The sequence below is a fragment of the Streptomyces flavusporus genome (genome assembly GCF_046267975.1).
Lineage (GTDB): Bacteria > Actinomycetota > Actinomycetes > Streptomycetales > Streptomycetaceae > Streptomyces > Streptomyces flavusporus.
Genome location: NZ_CP176503.1, coordinates 1282162 through 1303476 on the forward strand (window position 1 = coordinate 1282162; position 21315 = coordinate 1303476).

Genomic DNA, 21315 nt, shown 5'->3' on the forward strand with positions numbered 1-21315 from the left:
CAACCCCCGGTCCGTCCGAAGAGGGTGCCTCGGCCGACGGTCGTCGTTCGCCGGCCGACGTGATGCGCCTGGAGGGCCGTCACCCCTCATGAGCTGGGCTGATCTGCGCGTGCGCCCGGCGAGAGGCGGCAGAAAGGGCAGCCCCGTATCTACGTGAGGGCACTGCGGAAAGTCAAGTGTTGACATATGCCTGAGTCATGACTGATCATCACCAATGCATCACGAAGTTTTCCGGCGAGCCGCAATCCCACCATCTTTTCTTTTGAGAGCGGATCACCGGCCAGTATTTCTTCCGTCGTATCCCCTTACGACCGCTCAACGACGAGCCGACGCACCCTCCCCTCCCCCACCCACTCCCGCGCACCCTCACTCCCCCGACACCGGGCGCGCGCCCTTCTCGGCCCCCGGCCGTCCGGTGATCCCGGACCGCCGTGTCCCTCCCCTCCCCCAGTCCCCTCTGACGGTAAGACCAGGTAAGCCGGTGCAGCACACTCCCACCTCCGTCCCCGCGCCCCGCTCGTGCGCGGACCCCGAGAACCGCGCCGAGGCCACCCCACACGTCCGGCCGGCCTCCTTCGCCCAGCAACGCCTGTGGTTCCTCGCGCAGTTGCCCGGTGCGAATGCCGCGTACAACGAGACCGTGGCCCTCTCGCTCACCGGCCCGCTCGACCACCGGGCGCTGGCCAGGGCCCTGGACGCCCTCAGTGATCGCCACGAGACGCTGCGCACCCGGCTGGTGGCCGAGGCCGGGAGTGTCCAGCAACTCATCGATCCGCCCGGCACCGGCTTCGCGCTGACCTCGCAGGACCTCAGCGGCCTCGCCGACCCCGACGCCCAGGTCACTGCCCTGCAACGCCGGGAAGCGGAGCAGGAGTTCGACCTGGAGGCCGGTCCCCTCGGGCGCGGCCGCCTGCTGACGCTGGCCCCCGAGCGCCACGTGCTGCTCCTGACGTTCCATCACAGCGTGTACGACGGCGCGTCGATGAACGTCATGATGCGGGAAATCGGCCTGCTCTACGCGGCCTTGCGTGCGGACGACCCGGTTCCCCTGGCACCGCTCGCCACACAGTACGCCGACCACGCGCGAGCCCAGCGCGAGGCGGTACTGGCCGGTGCCCTCGCGGACCAGGAACGCTACTGGGAGCAGGCTCTGTCGGACGCGCCGCCCGTTCTCGATCTGCCGACCGACCGGCCGCGTCCGGTGGAGCAGCGGTACGAGGGGGGCCGGGTCGAGTTCGAACTGGACGCGGACGTGGTCTCGGCGCTGCGTGCGCTGGCCCGGGCGCACAATGCCACCCCGTTCGTGGCCGTGCTGACCGGCTGGAGCAGCCTGCTCTCCCGCCTGTCCGGCCAGGACGACATCGTTGTCGGCAGTCCGGTGGCGAACCGGCGCGGGCCCGGCGCGGCCGGCCTCATCGGCTTCCTGGTCAACTCGCTTCCGCTGCGCGTCGATCTGTCCGGTGCGCCGACCGCCGCCGAGGCGCTCGCCCGTACTCGGGCTGTCGTCCGCGAAGCACTGGCCCACCAGGACCTGCCCTTCGAACGCATCGTCGAGCTGGTCAATCCGCCTCGCAGCGCCGCTCACACCCCGCTGTTCCAGACCATGCTGGCCTGGGTCCCGGACCGCCGGAACCTGCTGGACCTGCCCGGCGTCGAGACCCGGCCGCTGCCGATCGCCGACGCCTCGGCCAAGTTCGATCTCGCGCTGTCGGTGACCGAGTCCGAGGGGCGTCTGCTCGGCCATCTCGACTACGCGACCGCCCTGTTCGACAACGCCACGGTGCGGCGCTGGGCGGAGTATCTGCGGCGGCTGCTGACCGACATGGCCCACCGTCCCGACCGTGACATCCGGGATCTGGAACTGATGGACCCGGAGGAGTCGCGGCGGCTGGTGCGCGAGGGCGACGCCACGCCGTCGGGCGACGGGGGGCCGGAGAACGATCCGGAGGCCGCCGACGCGGTGGCCGATGCGGAAGCCGATCCGGTCGCCCTCGCCCTGCGGTCGGCGTCCGGGATCGCGGCGCTCTTCGAGGCCCAGGCGCGGGCGCGCGGCGAACTGACCGCGGTGGTCGACGGTGAGCGGTCGCTCGACTACGCGACCGTGGACCGCCGCGCCAACCGGCTGGCGCACGCTCTCGTCGCCAGGTCCGTGCGCCCCGGTGACGTGGTGGGCCTGCACGCCGGACGGTCGTGCGACCTCGTGGTCGGCGTCCTGGGCATCCTCAAGGCGGGCGCCGCCTACCTTCCGCTCGACCCCGGGCAGCCCCGCGAGCGGCTCGCCGGCATGGTCGAGGACGCCGCCTGCCCCGTCGTACTGAGCGACCAGGGCGATGACACGGACCGGCCCGAGGGTTGGCTCGCGCTCGCCGCCGTCGAGGCCGAGGGGGCGGAGAGCGAGCGGCCGCCGTCCGGCACCGACCGCGCGCCGGACCGCACGGCGTACGTGATCTTCACCTCCGGGTCCACGGGCCGGCCCAAGGGCGTCGCGGTGGAGCACCGCAGTGTCCTCAACCTCTTCGCCACCTGGCACGACCGCATGGGCACGGCCCCCGGCGAGGCCGGTTCGGCCTGGTCCAGCATCGGCTTCGACGCCTCCATCCACGAACTGCTGCTCCCCCTGACCACCGGCGGTGTGCTGCACCTCGTCCCCGAGCCGCTGCGCGGCGACCCGGAGGCCCTGCTGGCGTGGCTGCGCGAGCGTCGGGTGACCCAGGCGTTCCTGCCGCCGGCCTACGTCAAGTGGATCGACGAGGACCCCGCCGTACGGCTGCGCGGGCTGGCGCTGCGCAAGCTGCTCACCGGAGTGGAGTCGCTCACCGAGGCCGCCCTGCACCGCATGACCCTGCACCTGCCCGGCCTGCGGATCTGCTTCGGCTACGGGCCCACCGAGGCGACGCTGTACAGCACCGCCTACTACGCGCCGCGTCCGCTGGAGCGCCCCTGCCCCATCGGCCGCCCGCTCCCCGGCACCCGTCTCTACCTGCTCGACGACCGTATGCGGCCCGTGCCGCCGGGCGTGGTGGGAGAGGTGTACCTCGGCGGGTCCTCCCTCGCCCGCGGCTACCTCAACCGCCCCGACCTCACCGAGGAGCGCTTCCTGCCCGACCCGTTCGTGCCCGGCGAGCGGATCTACCGCACCGGCGACCTGGCCAGGCGGCAGCCGGACGGCGAGGCGGTCTACGCGGGGCGCGCGGACGACCAGGTCAAGCTGCGCGGGTTCCGGATCGAACCGGCGGAGATCGAGGCGGCGTTCATGGCACTGCCCGGTGTCCGGGAGGCCGTGGTCCTCGCCGACCGCGACGCCGCGGGGCAGGTCCGGCTGGTCGCCGGGGTCGGTCGGGGTACGGCACCGGCGCGTGCCGCCGGCGACTGGCGCGCCGCACTCTCCCGCCGTCTGCCCGACTACATGATCCCCGCCGTCGTGGTCGACCTCGACGCCCTGCCGCTCAACCGCAGCGGCAAGGTCGACCGTGCCGCCCTGCTGGCGCTGGCCCACGAGCGGACCTCCACGCAGGTCAACACCGCCAGCCCGCGCGACCACGTCGAGCACGCCCTGTACCGGATATGGCGGAGCGTGCTGCTCCACCCGGACATAGGCGTCGGCGACGACTTCTTCGAGGTGGGCGGCACTTCCCTGTCGGCCATCAAGATGGCCCACGCCGTCACGGAGGCGTTCGGCCGGCATCTGCCGGTGGCCGAGGTCATGACGCGGCCCACGATCGAGGCGCTCGCCGCGCTGCTGCGCGAGGACGGCGCCGACTCCGCCCCGGGCAGTCTCATCGAGTTCCGGCGTGGTGCAGGACCGCGGGTGGTCTGCGTCCACCCGGCCGGGGGCACCGCGTTCTGCTACCTGCCGCTGGCCGAGCATCTGCCCGCCGAGGCGGGGCTCTACGGTATCCAGTCGCCGGGCGTGAACCCCGGCGAGGACGTCCTGCCCACGGTGGAGGCCATGGCGGAGGAGTATCTGCGCCTCCTCGGCCCGATGGACGACGGCCCCGTCGTGCTGACCGGCCTGTCCTACGGGGGGCTGGTCGCCCACCGGATGGGGGAGATCCTCGGCCGGGCCGGGCGCCGTGACGTCAGTGTCGTCCTCCTCGACACCCAGGCCACCGACGACGCCGCGGCCCGTGCGGCGATCACCGCCGTCGACGAGGCGGAGTTCCGCGACAAGCTTGTGAGGTTCAACGGGATGTATCCCGGCATGGACGACGCGCAGATCGAGCGCTACTTCCGGCTGTACAACCACAACCGGTCGACGGCCCGGGAGTACCTGCCCGCCGCCTCCCCCACCCGCCTGGTCCTCGCCCAGGCCGTGCCGGACGGTGACGACACGCCGTTCCACGCCGAGGTCCGTGCCTTCTGGCGGCGGCGGGCCGAGGGCGACTTCCAGGTCGAGACCCTCGCCTGTGACCACTGGGAGATCCTCGAAGGCGCCGAAGCGGTCCGTGTCGGGGCCCTGCTGACGGCGGAACTGGCCCACCACGGCCACCGGTCCGCGCCGGCGTCCGCCGCCGCCCTCCCCGTGGCGGGAGCCCGATGAGCACCGACGTCACCTCCCCTTCCAACGGCGCCTCCCCGAGCCGATCGGCCTCCGCTCTCGCCGACGCGGTGCTCGCCCAGGCCCGGCGCACCCCGTCCGCCGTCGCCGTCGAGGACGACACGCACCTGCTCGACCACGCCGGCCTCGACCGCCTCAGCGGCCGGGTGGCCGCGCGGCTGCGCGACCTCGGGGTGGGCCCGGGGCAGGCCGTCGCCGTCTGCCTGCCGCGCTCCTGGCGGCTGGTGTGCGTGATGCTCGGCATCCGTCGCGCCGGTGCCACCGTCGTCCCCCTGGACCGGCTCAGCCCGTCCGACCGGCAGCGGCACATCCTCGAAGACTCGGGCGCCGTCGCCGTCGTCCACAGCGAACTCCCGGACGTCGACGGACAGTTCCTCGCCCTCGACGCCGACCTGCTCCTGCGCGACGAGGAACCGGACGCGGTGCGGGACGCCCGGACCGACCCGCCCGCGAAAGCGTCGGCGGACACCGGGGACACCGGGACGGGTTTCGTCTTCTACACCTCCGGCAGTACGGGCCGCCCCAAGGGCGTCGAGGTCACCGACGCGGGCGTGCTGCGGCTCGCCGAGCCCGGTTACATCGGCCTGCGGTCCGGTGCCCGGTACGCCTGCCTGTCCAACCCGGCCTTCGACGCCCTCAGCTTCGAGGTCTGGGTACCGCTGCTGACCGGCGGTGTCTGCGTGATCCTCGACGACGAGCAGGTGCACAGCCCGCACCGGCTCGCCGGGGCGCTGACGGACCGGCGCATCGACACACTGTTCATCACGGTCGCGTTGTTCAACACCGTCGTCGAGAGGGTGCCCGACTGCTTCGGCACCGTCTCCCAGGTCCTCGTCGGCGGCGAGCAGCTCGACGCGCGGCTGATCCGCCGGTGGTACGAGGCCAACACCGCCTCGCGCACCGTCCTGCACAACGCGTACGGGCCGACGGAGGCGACCACGTTCGCCCTCTGCCATCCGATCCCCCGGGACTTCGCGGGCGCCACCGTCCCCCTCGGCACCCCGCTGCCCGGCACGCGCACGTTGCTGCGCACCGAGGACGGACGCACCGCGGAGCCGGACGAGATCGCCGAACTGCTCCTCGCGGGCCCCGCGTTGGCCCGGGGTTACCGCAACCTGCCCATGCAGACCGAGCAGAGTTTCGTCATGCTGCCGAACCCGGAAAGCGAGGCGGGCGGCGAGGAGCGCTGGTACCGCACGGGCGACCTCGTGCGCCGGGACACCGAGGGCCGGGTGACCTACGTCGGCCGGGCGGACCGCCAGGTGAAGGTGCGCGGCTTCCGCATCGAGCCCGGGGAGGTGGAGCGACGCGTCCTCGCCCACCCGGCCGTGCGCCAGGCGTACGTGTGCACCCGCCGCGACGAGGCCGGCCGCAACGAACTGCTCGCCTTCGTCGTCCCGGGCGGCGATCCCGGCGACCTCTCCTTCGACGCCTACGACCGGCACCTCACGACCGGGCTGCCCCCGTACATGCGGCCCCACCACACCCATCTCGTACCGGAACTGCCGCTCACCCCCAACGGCAAGGTCGACCGGGACGCGCTGCTGCGCGACGCCCCGGCACCATGGCGGCGCTCGTACGAGGGCGAGGCGCGCGTCAGCGACGAGCAGCGGCCCGTGCTCGAGCTCGCCGAGGGCATCCTCGGGGTGGCCGGCCTGCGCCCAGACGACCGGTGGATACCGCACGGCGGTGACTCCCTGAAGGCGCTGCGCTTCCGCTTCGAGGTCATGCGGCGTTTCCACGTCGACCTGCCGCAGAGCCTGGTGCTCACCGCCGACTTCGCCGCCCTCGCCGAGGCCGTGCACGCCCAGGACGCCGCGACCGGCGAGCACCCACCCGTGCCCGCCGCCTCCGGCGAACCGACCGCGCCGGCCACCAGGGAGCAGGAACGCCTCTGGTTCCTGCACCAGCGGGACCCCGAGGACCGCGCCTACGACGTACCGCTCGTCTTCCGCCTCCGCGGCGGTGTCGACCGGGCGGCCCTGCGCCGGGCGGTGCGCGGGCTGGTGGAACGGCACACGGCCCTGCGGACGCGACTGGTCCCCACCCCGCACGGGCTGCGCCAGCGGGCGGGCGACCCGTACGACCCCTGGGAGCCGCTCGACGGCGGCGAGGCCCTGGATTCGCGGGACCTCGACGGCGGCGAGGGCCTGAATTCCCGGGACCTAGACGGCGGCGCGGGCGAGGGGTGGCGGGACCTCGCCGACCGGTTCTTCGACCACCGCTTCGACCTCACGGACACCCGTATGCTGCGCGCCGCGTGGGTGGGCGGTCCGGACGCGGGGGTGCTCCTGCTGCACCTGCACCACGTCGCCGTGGACGGCTGGTCGCTCAACCTCCTCTTCCGCGACCTCGGCGACGCCTACTCCGCCGCGCTGCGGGGCGAGTCGGGCGGGCCCGGCACCGCGTCCGCGTTCACGCCGCTGGACTTCGCGCGGTGGCAGCGGGAGTGGCAGGCGAGCGCCGCGTACGGACGGCGACGGGCCCGGCTCGGCGAGCGCTACGGCCGTGACGGCGAGCTGTCGCCCGTCCTGCCCGCCTCGGAGGCGGTGGCCGTCCGGCCCCGGGCGAGGCTGCTGCGGACCTCCCTCGACTTGGTCCGCCGGGCCGCCCTGGACCGGCTCGCCGCCGAACGCGGGCTGACCCGCTTCCAGTTGCTGGTGTCCGCGTTCGCCGCGAGCGTGTACGGCGTGACCGGCCAGGAGCGTCCCCTCGTCGCGTCGCCGGTCTCCGGCCGGTCGCGGCCCGAGTTCGCCGACGCCGTCGGCATGTTCGCCAACACCGTGCTGCTGGAGCTGGAGCTGCGCCCCCGCGACGGTCTGGCCGCCCAGCTCGCGTCGCACGCCGACACCGTCCGGGACGTCCTGGAGGACCAGGAGGTGGCCCTGGCCGACCTGTTGTCCGATCCGGTGCTCCGCGAGCGCACCCCCCTCTTCGACTATCTGTTCGTCCTGGAGAACACCGACTTCTCCGCGCTGCGGCTGGACGGCTGCGAGGTGCGGCCCGTGTGGCCCGAGCCGCTCGGCGCCAAGTGCGCGCTCACCCTGTCCGTCGTCGAGCACGAGTCCGGCTTCGACTGCCTGTGGGAGTACCGCGACGACCTCGGCGCCGAGCGCGCGGAGGCGGCGGCGCGGCTGTTCCGCCGGTGCCTGGACCACTTGACCGGCGGCGACGACGTCACCTTGAGCGAACTGATCGCCGACCACCGCCGCGGTCTGCCCGACACCGGCCGGGGCGAGGCGCTCGTCCCCGACTTCCCGACCGTCGCCGACGGCTTCGCCCGGCAGGTGGCCGCCACCCCGCACGCCCCGGCCCTCACGGACGGCGGGACGACCCTCACGTACGCCGAACTCGACGCGCGGGCCCACGCGTTGGCGACCGATCTGCGTGCCCGCCATCCGCTGCCGGCCGACCCCGCCGCTCCGGCGTCCGTCGCGCTCTACCTCCAGCCGTCCGTCGAGCACATCGTGGCGCTGCTGGCCGCCGCCCGGCTGGGCGTGACCGTCGTCCCCCTCGACCCGGCCTATCCGTCGGCTCTGCTGCGGCACGTACTCGACCAGGCGGACCCCCTGTGCGTGCTGGTGACCCGGCGGGACCTCGGTGTCCTGGAGACCCTCGCGCCGCCGTCGCTCCCCCGCCACGTCGTCACCCTCACCGACACACCCGCCGACATGTCCGCCGGCACACCCGCCGCAGTGCCCGTGCCGTACGCGCACGAGGGGCTGCGCCCGCTGTACACGCTCTTCACGTCGGGCTCCACCGGCGTCCCCAAGGGCGTCCAGGTCCCCGACCGGACCCTGTGCAACCTGCTGACCTGGCAGCGCGTCGCGGGCGGACTGGACCGGCCGGCCCGTACCCAGCAGTTCTCGATGCTCTCCTTCGACGTCTCCTTCCAGGAGATCTTCACCACGCTGTGCTCCGGGGGCCTGCTGCACCTGGTCGATCCTGGCTGGCGGCACGACGCGCCGGCCCTGCTCGAACAGTTGGAGTCGGCGGCGGTGGAACGTGTCTTCCTGCCGTACGTGGCGCTCCAGTTGCTCGCCGAACACGGTGTCCGCACCGGGCGGTACCCGTCGCGGCTGCGCGAAGTCGTCACCGCGGGCGAGCAGTTGGTGTGCACCGACGCGATCCGCCGCTGGTTCGCCGGACTGCCGGGTGCGCGTCTGTTCAACCACTACGGTCCCACCGAGACCCATGTCGTCAGCGCCCTGTGCCTGGAGGGCGACCCGGCCGGCTGGCCGCTGCGCCCCGCCATCGGGCGGCCCGTGGCGGGCGCGGTCCTTCGGGTGGTGGACGGCAGCGGTCTCCCCGTCGCGCCGGGGGCCACCGGCGCGCTGCTGATCGGCGGGCCCATGGCGGGCCGCTGCTACCTCGGTGACCAGGCCGCGCACCGCGAGCGCTTCACCGACGACCCCGAGCTGGGCGTGCTGTACCGGACGGGCGACCTCGCCCGCTTCGACGCGCGGGGCCTGCTCCACTACGCGGGGCGGGACGACGCCCAGATCAAACTCGCCGGTCACCGGCTGGAGCTGGGGCAGGTCGAGGCCGCGCTCCTTCAGTACCCGGGCGTGGTCAACGCGGTCGCGGCCGTGGCGGACGGCCGCCTGGTCGCCGCGCTGGAGTGCCGGGGCGAGGACCCCGATCCGGCCGGGCTCGCGGAACACCTGTCGGCGCTGCTGCCCGCCCATGTACGCGTCGCCCGCTTCCGTCGCGTGACCGCGCTGCCGCGCACCCCGAGCGGCAAGCTGGACCGGCGCGCGACGCTCACCGCCCCCGGTCACGATCTGCGCCAGGGAGAACCGGCCGCCGCCGACCTGTCACCGCTGGAGGAGCGTCTGACGGCGCTGTTCGAGGACGTCACCGGCACACCGGTCGGCGTGCGGCAGCGGTACTTCGACGCCGGCGCCACCAGCCTGGACCTCATGCGGTTCCAGCTCGCCTGCGCGGGCGAGGACGGGCTCTCCTTCTCCGTACCGGACCTCTTCGAACACGTCACGCTCCGCGCCCTCGCCGGTTTCCTGGAGGGGCGACGCGGAGGGGAGGACGCGGCGGCTCACGTGGCGGTACGACCGGACGGGAAGGCGGGCGGGGCCCTGCCGGACCGGGACAGCGGCGCGATCCGACCCGGCCGGGACGCCGACGTGGTACGACCGGCCCCGGACACAGGCATGGTCCGACCGGCCCCGGAGGCCGCCGACGAACCCGTCGCCGTCATCGGCATGGCCGTGCGGCTGCCGGGCGCGCCCGACCTGGCCGCCTTCTGGGACCTGGTGACCTCCGGCCGCCGTGGCATCGAGCACTTCCCCGCGGCGGACGGCCGCGTCGGTGCCCGCAGCCAGATGGAGGGGCTCCTCGCCTTCGACGCGGGACGCTTCACCCTCAGCCCGGGCGAGGCCCGGCTCATGGACCCGCAACAGCGCCACCTGCTGATGAGCTGCGTCGAGGCGCTCGCCCACGCCGGCATCGGCGACCCGGCCGGCCGGAGGGTGGGGCTGATCGCGGCGTGCGGGGAGAACACCTACTTCCAGAACATGCTGCGCGAGGGCGATCCGGACGCGCTGCCCGACGCCTTCCGGCTGGCCCTGCACCACGAGAAGGACTTCCTCGCCACCAAGGCGGCCTACCACCTGGGGCTGACCGGCCCCGCCTTCACCGTGCAGTCGGCGTGCTCCAGTTCGCTCGTCGGCGTGCACCTCGCGGCAGGGCTGCTGCGCCAGGGCGACGCCGAGGTCATGCTCGTCGGCGGTGTCCTCGTCGACACCGAACTGACCGGCGGCTACACCTATCGGCCGCAGCACATCTTCTCCCCCGACGGGCACTGCCGGCCGTTCAGCGCGGACGCCGCGGGCACCGTGGGGGCCAGCGGCACCGGTGTGGTCGTCCTGAAACCCCTCGCCGCCGCCCGCCGCGACGGCGACACGGTGTACGCGGTCGTCACGGGTTCCGGCATCAACAACGACGGCTCGGACAAGCTCAGTTACAGCGCGCCCGCCCGCTCCGGCCAACGGGCCGCGATCCGTGCCGCCCTGCGCCGCAGCGGCCGTACGGGAACCGACCTCGGCTATGTGGAGGCGCACGGCACCGGCACCGCCCTGGGCGACCCGGTGGAGGCCGCCGCGCTGCGCGACGCGTACGGCCTGGCGGACGACGCGGGCGTGGCGCTGTCCTCCGTCAAGAGCCAGATCGGGCACCTGGGCGCCGCCGCGGGCGTCGTCGGCATGGTCCGTGCCGTGCTCGCCGTCCACCACGGGGTGGTCCCGCCCACCGCGGACTTCGACCGCCTCAACCCGGAGATCGACGCGGGGCCGTTCCGGGTGCCGGTGACGGCCGAACCCTGGCCCCGGGACGTGCCCCGGGTGGCCGCCGTCAGCAGTTTCGGGATCGGCGGGACCAACGCCCACCTGCTCCTGGAACACCCCGCCGACCGGCCGTCCGGACCGGCGCCCGGCACCGCCACACCCGCTGCCACGCCCGCCACGGCGCCCGCCGCTGTGCCGTGCGTGGTGCTCTCCGCGAGCAGCGAGGCCGCCCTGCGTGCCGACGGCCGCCGCATCGCCGACTACCTGGACGCGCACCCCGCCGCCTACCCGCAGGTGCTGCGGCACCTTCAGGCCGGGCGCCCCGCGCTCGGTCACCGTGCGGCGGCGGCGTGCCCGGACGCCGCGTCGGCCTCGGCCTGGCTGCGCGCGCCCGCGCCGGTCGCCGCTCCGGTCGCCGTCCAGGCCGCCCGGGAGGAGGTGCCGGTGCGGAGCGGCGACCCGCATCAGCTCGCGGAGGCGTGGACGGCCGGTCGCACCGTCGCCTGGCCCGAGGGACCGGCCTGCGCTCCCTGGGACTTCCCGCCGCCCGCTCTCGACCTGTCCGAGTACGACTTCCCGCGCGTCCCCGGCCGGGCCGCGCCCGCGTCCGCGTCCCCGCCGGTTCCGGAGGACGCCGGCCCGCCGTCTCGGCGGCTGCCCGCCGATCAGTGGCTGCACCAGCCGCAGTGGACCCGGCTGCGCCGGGCCCGTACCGGTGTTCCCTCGGGACCGGGCACGGCCATCGGCGCGGCTCCCGGCGCCGTGAACGTCCCGGGGACGCCGACGGACGGCCCCGCGGAGTCCCGTACCGCACGGCGTACCGCCCTCGTCGTCACCGCGGACATCGGCGGTGGCACCGGCGGTGACATCGGCGGCGACATCGGTGCGGACACCTGGCGGTTCCTCGAAGACCACTACGCCCGGGTGGTGCGGGTGCGCCCCGCGGCGGCTCTCGGCCGACTCGCCGACGACCGTTACGAGGTCGCCCCCGGCGACGCGGCCCAGCTCGTGGCCCTGCTCACCCTCGTCGGCGACGATGCTGCCCGGACGGACGGCGGAGCCGACGGCATCGACTGGCTGCACGCGCTGCCCCTGGCCCTGGACGGCCGGGTCGACGAGCGCGCGCTGGAGCACGCCCAGCGGGTCTGCCTCGACGCGGTGGCCGCGCTGAGCAAGGCCCTCGCCGACCTGCCGGACGCTTCAAGGCCCCGCGTGTGGCTGCTGTCGCACCGGGCACAGCCCGTCACCGGCGCCGTCGCCACACCCCTGGCCGGCCTCCTCGCGGCGGGCATCGAGACACCCCGCCAGGAACTGGGGGTGGTCCCCCGCTGGATCGACCTGCCCGGCCCCGACCCGGCGGACTGGGCACCGTACCTGCCGGAACTGCTGCGTGACGACACGCTCGCCCCGCGCGTGGTCGCCCTGCGCGACGGCTACTGGTGGCATCGCCCGGTCCAGCCGGTCCCCGCGCCCGCATTCCCGTCCACCGCCGACCGGGTGGCGGAGCCGGGTACGCATCTGATCCTCGGCGGGACCGGCGGCATCGGTGTCACCCTGGCCGCCCGTCTGCTGGCGGACCCCGCCAACCGCGTGGTCCTGGTCGCCCGCGGCACCGAGGTGCCGGCGAGGCTACGGCCGTACGGGGACCGTGTGACCCTGGTCGGCGCCGACCTCGCCGCGGAGGACCTGGACGCGATCGCCGACCGGCTCGCCCCGCACCTCGACGGCCTCGCCGGTGTCGTGCACGCGGCGGGCACGGCCGCGGGCGGGCTCCTCGCCGGGCGGGTGGCCGCCACGGCCCGCCGCGCCACCGCGGCCAAGCTGCGCGGCGCCCTGCTCGTCGAACGGCTCGCGGTCCGCCACACCCCGGCGTACGTGGCCTACTGCTCGTCGATGGCGGCCCACCACGGCGGGGTCGGCCAGTTCGACTACGCGGCGGCCAACGCCTGCCTGGACGCCTTCGCCCACCACACGCCCCCGGCGGGCGGCGGGGCGACCGTCCGGTTGAGCATCGGCTGGGACATCTGGGGCGAGGTCGGCATGGCGCGGCAGGCGCTGGCTGGCGACACCCGCCACCAGGAGCACCTGAAGGTCGCGCTCACCCCCGAGGACGGCGCGGCGGTCTTCGCGCACGCCCTGAGCCTGCGACTGCCGCACCTGATGGTCAGCACGACACCTCTGCCGCAGGCCCAGTTCTTCTACGAGGCAACGCCCGCCGCCCACCGGACCCGGTCGGGGGAAGACGCGACGGAGAACGCGAGGGAGGTCGCGGCCGAGGGAGCCCTGTCGGGCGAACCGGCGGCCGGCCTCACCGAGGTCCTGTGCGAACTGCTCGGCGTCGACACCGTCGACCCCGACGCCCCCCTGTACGACCTGGGGGCCGACTCGCTGACCCTCCTGGAACTGCTGGCGGAGGTGAAACGCCGTCACGGCACCGACATCGACCTCGCCGCCCTCGGCCACCACGTGACCCTCACGGAAATCCTGGGGAAGCTGGGCGGCGGCGCCCGTCAACCCGCCCAGTCGGGCGCCGAGGCGGAGGTCGAGGTCTGGCAGCGCGGCACCGGCGAGGACGTCCTGTGCCTGGTCCATCCGGTCGGCGGCGACATCCAGGCGTACCGGCCGCTGGTCTCGGCCCTGCCCGGCGAACTGACGGTCTGTCTGATCCCCGACCCGGCGCTGCGCGACCCGCGGCTGCCCGCCCGGTCGATCGCCGACCGCGCCGCCGACTATCTGCGGGCCGTGCGGGCCGCCTTCCCCGACGCGGGTCCCCGGCTGCGGCTGGCGGGCTGGTCGTTCGGGGCGTGGACCGCCCTGTCGATGGCGGCCCTCGCCGAACGGGACGGGCGGCCCGCGGCGGGCCTGTATCTTCTCGACCCTCCGCCGCCCGGCGCCGGAACGGAGTTCGCCGCGTACGACAAGGCGCAGGTGGACGAGGTCTTCGCCCGTGAGCTGGGCGGCAGCCGCGCCGACGGCCTGACCGATCCGGGCCGCGCGTACGCCGAGCGCCTCGCCCGCTGCTGCCGGGCCAACCTGGCCGCCATGGCCGAGCACCGGCTGCCGCGGATCACCACGACACCCACCACGGTGTGGCTCGCCGAACGCCCGGTGGACACCCCCGTGCTCGCCCCGCGGCCGACACCGCCGGGCGCCTGGGACGCGCACCTGCCCCGGACCTCACGGGTGCGCCGGGTCGACGCCGACCACTACGGCCTCGTCGCCGCGCCGCACGCGCGGGACGTCGCCGCCGTACTCGCCGCCGGCCCGCGTCCCTCCACCCGGCAGCCCTGAGGAGGCACTCCCCCATGGCATCACACCCTTATACGAGCCTGCCGGAGCGCTCCTTCTGGCGCAGCGCGGTCGCCGAACGGGACCCGCTGGACATCGCTGACCTGTGGACGCCGAAGTGGCCCATCGGGCAGGACGCGCCCGTCATCACCGCGGGGTCCTGCTTCGCCGGCCACATCGGACGCGCCCTGCTGGAGGAGGGCATGCACTGGTACGACGCGGAGCCGCCGCCCCCGGGACTGACCGCCGAGCAGCGGTCGGCCCGCGGCTACCGCCGGTTCTCCTTCCGCACGGGGAACATCTACACCGCCGCCGCGCTGCGCCAGTGGATCGCCTGGGCACTCGGCTCCCGCATACCCCCCGGGGAGGTCTGGGAGGAGGACGGGCGCTTCTACGACCCGTACCGGCCCACGGTGGAGCCGGAGGGGTTCGCCTCGCCCGGTGAGCTGCTACGCTCCCGCGAGGTCACCCTCGCCGCGCTGCGCACCGCGCTGGCCGAGGCGGAGGTCTTCGTCTTCACCCTCGGCCTGACCGAGGCGTGGCACGACACGGAGCGGGACACCGTGCTGCCGATGTGCCCCGGGACCGTCCGCGGTTCCTTCGACGCCGGCCGGTACGTCCTGCGCAACCACACGGTCTCGCAGGTGCACGAGGACCTCACGGAGGCACTGGCCATGGCCCGGGGCGTCAACCCCGGTCTGCGGACGGTCCTCACGGTCTCTCCTGTGCCGCTGACGGCCACCGCCACCGGACGGCATGCCTTGGTCGCGACCACCTTCTCGAAGTCGGTGCTGCGGGCGGCGGCCGGGCAGCTCGCGGACGAGGACGACCGCGTCGACTACTTCCCGTCGTACGAGATCGTCACGGGACTGCCGGGGCTCCCGGTTCTCCCGGCCCCTTCGGGTGACCGGGACCCGTCGGGTACCTCGGGTACCTCGGGTACCTCGGGTACCTCGGGTACCTCGGGTACCTCGGGTACCTCGGGTGCGCCGGGTGCGTCGGCTTCCGGGGGCCGGCGGGGCTTCTTCGAGGCCAACCTGCGTACCGTCCGTCCCGAGGGCGTGGCCTTCGTGATGGGGCACTTCTTCCGGGCCCTGCGGGGCGAACCGGCCCGCACACCGCACACTCCCCCGCAGCCGCCGCCCGCCGCCGGCGGAGAGGACCACTCCTGTGACGACGCCCTGCTCGACTACTACGGCCCCCGCCCGGTTCCTCCTGCTCGGTGACTCCCACGCGGCCTGCGTCGGTCAGGCCGCGCGGGCCGCCGGACTGCCCTTCGCGGGCGGGCCGGTCGGTTCGGGCCGGGATTTCCTGGGCCCCTTCTTCGACACCGATGGCACCGACGGCACCGAGATCCGCTTCCGCGCGCCCGAAGGGCAGCGGCTCTACCGGGAGTTCCTCGACGCCCTGGGCGCCGGGGGGCTCGCCGGGCTGCCGGTGCCGCTGGTGTGCACCTTCGGGTTCAGCGCCCACACGGTGGCCACCCGGCAGAACTGGGACGTCCACCGCGACCGCCGCGGCGACTTCCCGGAGTCCTTCCTGCGCAGCGCGTTCTTCTCGGCCCTGGTGCAGGCCATGATCCGCGGCGCGCTCGCCTTCTACGACCACACGGCCGCGCTCGGTCTGCGGGTGGTGGCGGTCATGCCGCCGCAGCGCGTCCCCGACATGTCGGACGCACGGGTGTTCCACGCCGCGCAGGACGTCGTCCGTGACGAGGTCGCCGCGCGCGGCGTCGAGATCGTCGACCTGCGCGCCCGGGTGACCGACCGCTCGGGAGAGCAACGCCCCGCCTTCTGCCTGCCGGACGACACGATCCACGGCAACCTCGCCTTCGGCCGCCTCGTGGTCGCCGAACTCCTCGACCGGGGACTGTGATCCGCCCCCGCCCCCATCCGTTCCAGTCCTCTCCCCCACCCCGTCCCATCCCGGAGGTCCCCATGGAGCAGTACGCCCTTCAGGCCGTCGAACGCCTGACCACCCGGCCCGCCGAGCCGTACGAGACCCTCTCGGTCAGCCCCCTCACCCCGCTGCTGGGCGCGGAGGTCTCGGGCCTCGACCTGTCGCAGGAGCTGACGCCCCAGCAGGAGAAGGAGGTCAAGCACGCCTTCCAGTCCCACCACGTCCTGGTCTTCCGCGACCAGGACCTCACCCCCGAGCAGCACAAGCGGTTCGCGGGCGTCTTCGGTGAACTGCACCCGGTCACCCTCCCCGTGGAGGGTTCCGACCCGTACATCCTGGAGATCAGCGCGGACAAGGACTCCCGGGCCGTGGCCGGCAACGGCTGGCACTCCGACGGTACGGCGGACCCGGCGCCCTCCCTCGGGTCTTTGCTGTACCTCACGACCGTTCCCGAGGGGGGCAGCGGCGGCGACACCCTGTTCGCCAACATGCACCTCGCCTACGAGCTGCTCTCCCCCGCGATGAAGGAGTTCCTCGGCGGACTGACCGCCCTGCACGACGGCGCCCTGCCGTGGACCGCCGCCGGGCAGACCCCTCCGGCCGAGTACGACGTGCCGCGCACCGAGCACCCCGTCGTCGTCCGGCACCCGGAGACCGGCCGCGAGCTGCTCTTCGTGAACGCCCCCTATACCTCGCACATCACCCAGCTCTCCCGCACGGAGAGCGACACCCTGCTGGGCATGCTGTACGCGCACGTAGCCCGCACCCCGCTGCTGCAGTGCCGCGTGCGGTGGCAGCCGCGCACCCTGGTGGTCTGGGACAACCGCAGCGTGCAGCACCACGCCGTGTGGGACTACTTCCCCCTCACGCGGCTCGGCTGCCGGGTCGCCGTCGAGGGCACGCCCCTGCACCGCTGATCCATTCCGCGCACATCATCGATCCCCTGGGGACAGGAGGGCGGTACCGCATGACTTCCACGACCGACGGGGCGGCGGGGTTCCTGACCGCGCTGAGGTCACCGGACGCCGAGCCCAGGTCCGGGTCCGTGTCCGGCCCGGCATCTCCCGTGGGGCTGTGGCCTGTTGCGACCGCCCTCCACGACGAGTTGCCGGCCGACGTCCGCGACGGCTGGGCCCTTCGTCTGTACGCGCTGCTCCAGGAGCGGTACGGGGAGGACACGGTCACCGATCTGTTGGTGGGCTCCGGCCTGTCGGTGGTCCACGACTGGCACCGCCACACGGTCCTGCCCCTCGTCGCCGAGACGGTGCCCGGCGCGGAGGCGGTGCCGTTCTCCTCACTCGCCCGTCTGCATACCGGGGCGGCCGCGGGGCGGCCGGCCGCCCCGGACGCCTGGCGGACCGCGCTGCATCCGGTCCTGCTCCACCTCCACGCCGCCGCGTACGACCGGACGACCGCCTACGCCGAGGGCCACGCGGGGGCCCGCGACTACGCGCTGTCCCAGGGCCGGTCCCCGGCCGAGGCCGACGCCTACGGTCACGAGTACGCCGAGCTGAGCTGCACCGCCAACGCGCGCGCCTTCGCCGAGGCGCACGCGCTGGCCCTGAGCGACGCGCTGGCGCTCGCCTACGCCGCCGACGACCGCGGGGCCTACGCGGACACCTTCCCCGGTTCCCACGTACGAGCGGTGGTCCGTGCCTGTGAACAGGCCGGGCCGCACGCACCGGCCGCCGGGAATCCGGCCGTGCGTCTGTCCGAGGGGTTCCTCACGGCACTGGTCGGGGCGCGACCGCTCCGGAGCCGATGATCGCGCGGCCGCCGGGGCCCTGAAGCCGTCGGCGGCGGGTCGGCCGCAGGGGACCTCGGTCAGCCTTCGACGCGTCCGGGACGGCCGAGGGCGAGGGTCACGATCCGCCGCCAGTCCAGCGGCGGTTCCGGCGGCGCGGCGCCCGGCCTGTCCCGGGGCACCAGGACGCGCAGGGCACGCGGCCGGACGGTGCAGACCACGGGTGTGGGCAGCATCAGGGCCTCGCCGTCGACGGCCACCGGGATGGTCGCGGCGCGGTGACCTCGACCCTGCGCGACGTCAGGAGGGTCAGCGCCGGAGAGAGCGAGCCCCTCACGGCGAGGTCGGCCGCCTGCGTGGCACCGTCCACGCGGACGCCGAGCACGCCCAGTTCGCCCCGGTCCAGCCGGGGCCTGCGCCCCACGTCGAGCGGATCGGTGGAGGTGTAGGGGTTGTTGCTGACGAGCAGGGCCTGCTGCCCGGTGACCGGCCGGTCGTCGGCGAGGGCGTCGAGGCGCTCACCGGCGCCGCCCGCCAGCAGGTCGGGCAGCACGTCGAGCGCCGTACCCGCCTTGGCGTCGCGGTACTCGGGGCGCCGCACGATCTCGGCGTACACCCCGAAGGACACCGTGTTGACGAACGCCCGGCCCGCCACCTCGCCCAGGTCCACCCTGAACTCCACCCCAACGGTGAGTGCGTCCAGGCACCGGGACGGGTCGGCGCGGTCCAGGCCGAGGTCCATGGCGAGGTGGTTGCGGGTGCCGGCGGAGATCACCAGGAAGGGCAGGTCGTGCTCGGCGGCGACGGCGGCGACCAGCGCCTGGGTGCCGTCCCCGCCCGCGACGCCGAGCAGGTCGGCGCCGTCGGCGACGGCGTTCCGGGCGAGTTCCGCGACATCGGTGTGGGTGCCCGGCTCCAGGAGGAGCACCCGGGCGCCGAGGGCCTCGGCACGCTCGACGAGTCCGAACCGGCCCACCTTCCCGCCGCCCGAGGCCGGGTTCATGAGGAGGACCGCCCGCCGGGGCGGACGGCCCGGCAGGACGGCCCCGCGTCGCCTCCGGCCGTCGCTCCGCGCGCAGGGCGCAGCCCAGGGCCACGGCCCACAGCAGGATCGCGGCCAGCGCCGTGAACCACATGCCGCCGATCAGGAAGAGCACGAACACGGCGACCGGCGCCGCCACGGCGAGCACCGCCGCGCCCAGCACCCGCAGCGCCCCGCGGTGGGCGAGGAACCACCAGGCGCCCACCGCGCACACCGCCAGCCCCGCGCCGAGCAGGAGGACCAGCGAACTGCCGTCGAGCGACAGCAGGGAGACGAGCATCGCCAGCACCGCCGCGAGCAGCGCGCGGCGGGCCAGTGACCGGGCCCTGTCCGACGGATCGACCTTGCTCACCTGCGCGCTCCCCACATCACCGAGGCTCCGGACCCCAGGGAGCCGCCGGGCAGCCTACGGCCTCCCGGCGGACCGCCGGCGCCGTCCGGTCCCCGGCCGCCCGACGCTGCCCTTCCGGCGTGTCCGTGCGATCCGCCGACACTGCCCTCCGGGCATGTCCGTACGGACCGCCGACGCTGCGCCCCGGGCCCGAGTGGGCTGCGGCGCAGGCGGGTTGAGGGCCCCCGGTGCTGCGCGGGGCACGCCGATGGCACGGTCCCCCGCGGTCGGGGGTTCCGGGCGAGAAGGGGCAGGTTCCATGGCGGTGTTCCACGCGAGCGACGGCACGGAGATCGCGTACGAGGTCTGGGAGCGGGACTCGGAGTCGCCCCTGGTCCTGCTGCACCACGGTTTCAGCGCGTCGAGGGAGACGAACTGGGAGGCGCCGGGCACCGTCGCGGCGCTGACCGGTGCGGGGCGGTGCGTCGCCGCCCTCGGCGCCCGCGGGCACGGCGCGTCAGGCAAGCCCCACGACCCGGCCGCCTACGGTGAGGCCCGGATGTCGCGGGACGTGTCGGCCCTTCTCGATCACCTCGGCGAGGAAGAGGTCGACCTGGTCGGCTACTCGATGGGGGCGGTCGTCACCCTGCTCACCGCGGTCCGTGACCGGCGGGTGCGCCGCCTCGTCGTCGGCAGGGTCGGGGCCGGGGTAGTGGAGTGCGGCGGCCTGGACTCCCGGGTGATCCAGGGCCCGGCGCTCCAGCACGCGCTGCGCACCGATGACCCCGCGTAGATCACCGACCCGACCGCGGCCAGTTTCCAGCAGCAAACGATCCAGCTCACCAGCCGGAAGAAGCTCCAGCATCCGGACCATCTCGCCAAGCTCGTCCCCGACCGACGTCACCGCTCACCCGCGAGGTCGAGATCACCCCTGCTCGTCTCGGCCGCACCCTCAGCGCGTCGGGGACGGCGCCACGGACTGGCGATCGGACCGGACACCGCCCGCCACCACGCCTCCACCGGCAGCCTCCCCGCCGGCTCGAACGGCTCACCCGGCCGCGGGAACGCCACCGCCTGACCGACCTCCTCGGCCGCGTCCTTCGTCCACTCACCCGGCTCCGCCCACGCGTGCAGCGCCAGGTTGAAGGTCCCCCAGTGGATCGGCAACAGCACCCCACCCGGACCGCCTCCCTGCAGGTCAAGATGGGCCTGCACCCCCTGGGCCGGCGACATGTGAATGTCTGGCCAGGCTCCAGGCAGCGGCGTACAGTCCGTGTGGTTCTTGGGCCAGAAATCGCTGTACGCGCCGAGCTGGATCATCGTCGCGTCGAACGGGCCGTAGTCGGCGCCGATGTCCCGGAAGCCCTCGAAGTACCCGGTGTCACCGCTGTGGAATATCCGGTGCTCGTCCCCCGCCACGACCCAGGAGGCCCACAGCGTGTGCTGCGTGCTGCGCAGGCCACGGCCGCAGAAGTGTCGGGCGGGGGTGGCGGTCAGGGTGAGCCCGCCGACCCGCGTCGTCTCGTGCCACTCCAGTTCGCGCAGCCGCTCGGCGGACACGCCCCAGTGCTCGAGGTGTGCGCCGACGCCGAGCGGGACGGCGAACAGGGTGTCCGTGCCGGCCAGCGCCTTGATCGTGGGCATGTCCAGGTGGTCGTAGTGGTCGTGCGAGATGACGACGACGTCGACCGGCCCGAGCGCCGCCAGCGGGACCGGCACCGGGTGCAGGCGCTTGGGCCCGGCGAAGGCGAACGGTGAGCAGCGCTCGCCCCAGACGAGGTCGAAGAGCACCCGCTGTCCGTCGATCTCCGCGAGGACGCTGGAGTGGCCCATCCAGGTCAGCCGCAGCCCGGTGGCCGGCGGCTTGGCGAGGTCGGCGAGCGTGGTGGCGTGCACCGGCACCGCACCCTTCGGGGAGCGGCGCGTGCGATCTTCCTTGTCGAAGTACTTCTTCGCGAAGTCCAGTGGCGACCCCGACGGCCGGGTCCGGGAGGGGCCGCCGGGATTCTGGAAGACCCCGTCCTTGAAGTAGGGAGATCTGCGGATGCGCGCCATGCGCTCACCGCTCGGATCCGCGCCGAAGGCCTCGGGCTGCAGTGCGCGGAGCCCGGAGCTCAGGGAACGGGAACCGGCCACGGTACCTCCAGGTGGAGT

The 21315-nt window shown here is 74.3% G+C and carries 8 protein-coding genes and 1 pseudogene; 7 read left to right on the forward strand and 2 right to left on the reverse strand.

Annotated elements, in window-relative coordinates; all coding sequences use genetic code 11:
• Window positions 1-481 precede the first annotated feature (481 nt).
• The 6 genes from ACKTSN_RS06490 (at window position 482) to ACKTSN_RS06515 (ending at window position 17809) form a co-directional block, all read left to right on the forward strand.
• Window positions 482-4540, forward strand: coding sequence for a non-ribosomal peptide synthetase (locus tag ACKTSN_RS06490; protein WP_409468202.1), 4059 nt, complete (start codon window positions 482-484; stop codon window positions 4538-4540).
• The gene (locus tag ACKTSN_RS06495; protein WP_409468203.1) at window positions 4537-14148 is read left to right on the forward strand and encodes an amino acid adenylation domain-containing protein; all 9612 of its coding nucleotides are present in this window, start codon (window positions 4537-4539) and stop codon (window positions 14146-14148) included. Before ACKTSN_RS06490 ends, ACKTSN_RS06495 begins: the two co-directional genes overlap by 4 nt.
• A 14-nt stretch (window positions 14149-14162) precedes the next feature.
• Window positions 14163-15371, forward strand: coding sequence for a GSCFA domain-containing protein (locus ACKTSN_RS06500; RefSeq protein ID WP_409468204.1), 1209 nt, complete (start codon window positions 14163-14165; stop codon window positions 15369-15371).
• The gene (locus tag ACKTSN_RS06505) at window positions 15316-16020 is read left to right on the forward strand and encodes a hypothetical protein (RefSeq protein ID WP_388761890.1); all 705 of its coding nucleotides are present in this window, start codon (window positions 15316-15318) and stop codon (window positions 16018-16020) included. Before ACKTSN_RS06500 ends, ACKTSN_RS06505 begins: the two co-directional genes overlap by 56 nt.
• Before the next feature lie 62 nt (window positions 16021-16082).
• Window positions 16083-16961: a TauD/TfdA dioxygenase family protein gene (locus ACKTSN_RS06510; protein ID WP_409468205.1), complete on the forward strand. Its 879-nt coding sequence runs from the start codon at window positions 16083-16085 to the stop codon at window positions 16959-16961.
• Between the two features lie 50 nt (window positions 16962-17011).
• A complete protein-coding gene (locus ACKTSN_RS06515) occupies window positions 17012-17809 on the forward strand; it encodes a hypothetical protein (protein WP_224734071.1) in 798 nt (265 codons plus the stop codon).
• Window positions 17810-17868: 59 nt separating this feature from the next.
• Here the strand turns inward: ACKTSN_RS06515 and ACKTSN_RS06520 are convergent.
• A pseudogene (locus ACKTSN_RS06520) lies at window positions 17869-19110 on the reverse strand (diacylglycerol/lipid kinase family protein).
• A gap of 370 nt (window positions 19111-19480) precedes the next feature.
• Here ACKTSN_RS06520 and ACKTSN_RS06525 point away from each other — a divergent pair.
• Window positions 19481-19954, forward strand: coding sequence for an alpha/beta fold hydrolase (locus ACKTSN_RS06525; RefSeq protein WP_409468206.1), 474 nt, complete (start codon window positions 19481-19483; stop codon window positions 19952-19954).
• Between the two features lie 107 nt (window positions 19955-20061).
• On the opposite strand, the gene ACKTSN_RS06530 is transcribed toward ACKTSN_RS06525, so the two are convergent.
• Complete coding sequence (locus tag ACKTSN_RS06530; RefSeq protein ID WP_409468207.1) at window positions 20062-21297, reverse strand: MBL fold metallo-hydrolase; 1236 nt, start codon at window positions 21295-21297, stop codon at window positions 20062-20064.
• Between the last annotated feature and the right edge of the window lie 18 nt (window positions 21298-21315).

Coding starts and splice junctions, on each gene's coding strand:
- ACKTSN_RS06495 (WP_409468203.1), top strand. CDS start 4,537: ATGAGCACCGACGTCACCTCCCCTTCCAACGGCGCCTCCCCGAGCCGA.
- ACKTSN_RS06500 (WP_409468204.1), top strand. CDS start 14,163: ATGGCATCACACCCTTATACGAGCCTGCCGGAGCGCTCCTTCTGGCGC.
- ACKTSN_RS06510 (WP_409468205.1), top strand. CDS start 16,083: ATGGAGCAGTACGCCCTTCAGGCCGTCGAACGCCTGACCACCCGGCCC.
- ACKTSN_RS06515 (WP_224734071.1), top strand. CDS start 17,012: ATGACTTCCACGACCGACGGGGCGGCGGGGTTCCTGACCGCGCTGAGG.
- ACKTSN_RS06525 (WP_409468206.1), top strand. CDS start 19,481: ATGGCGGTGTTCCACGCGAGCGACGGCACGGAGATCGCGTACGAGGTC.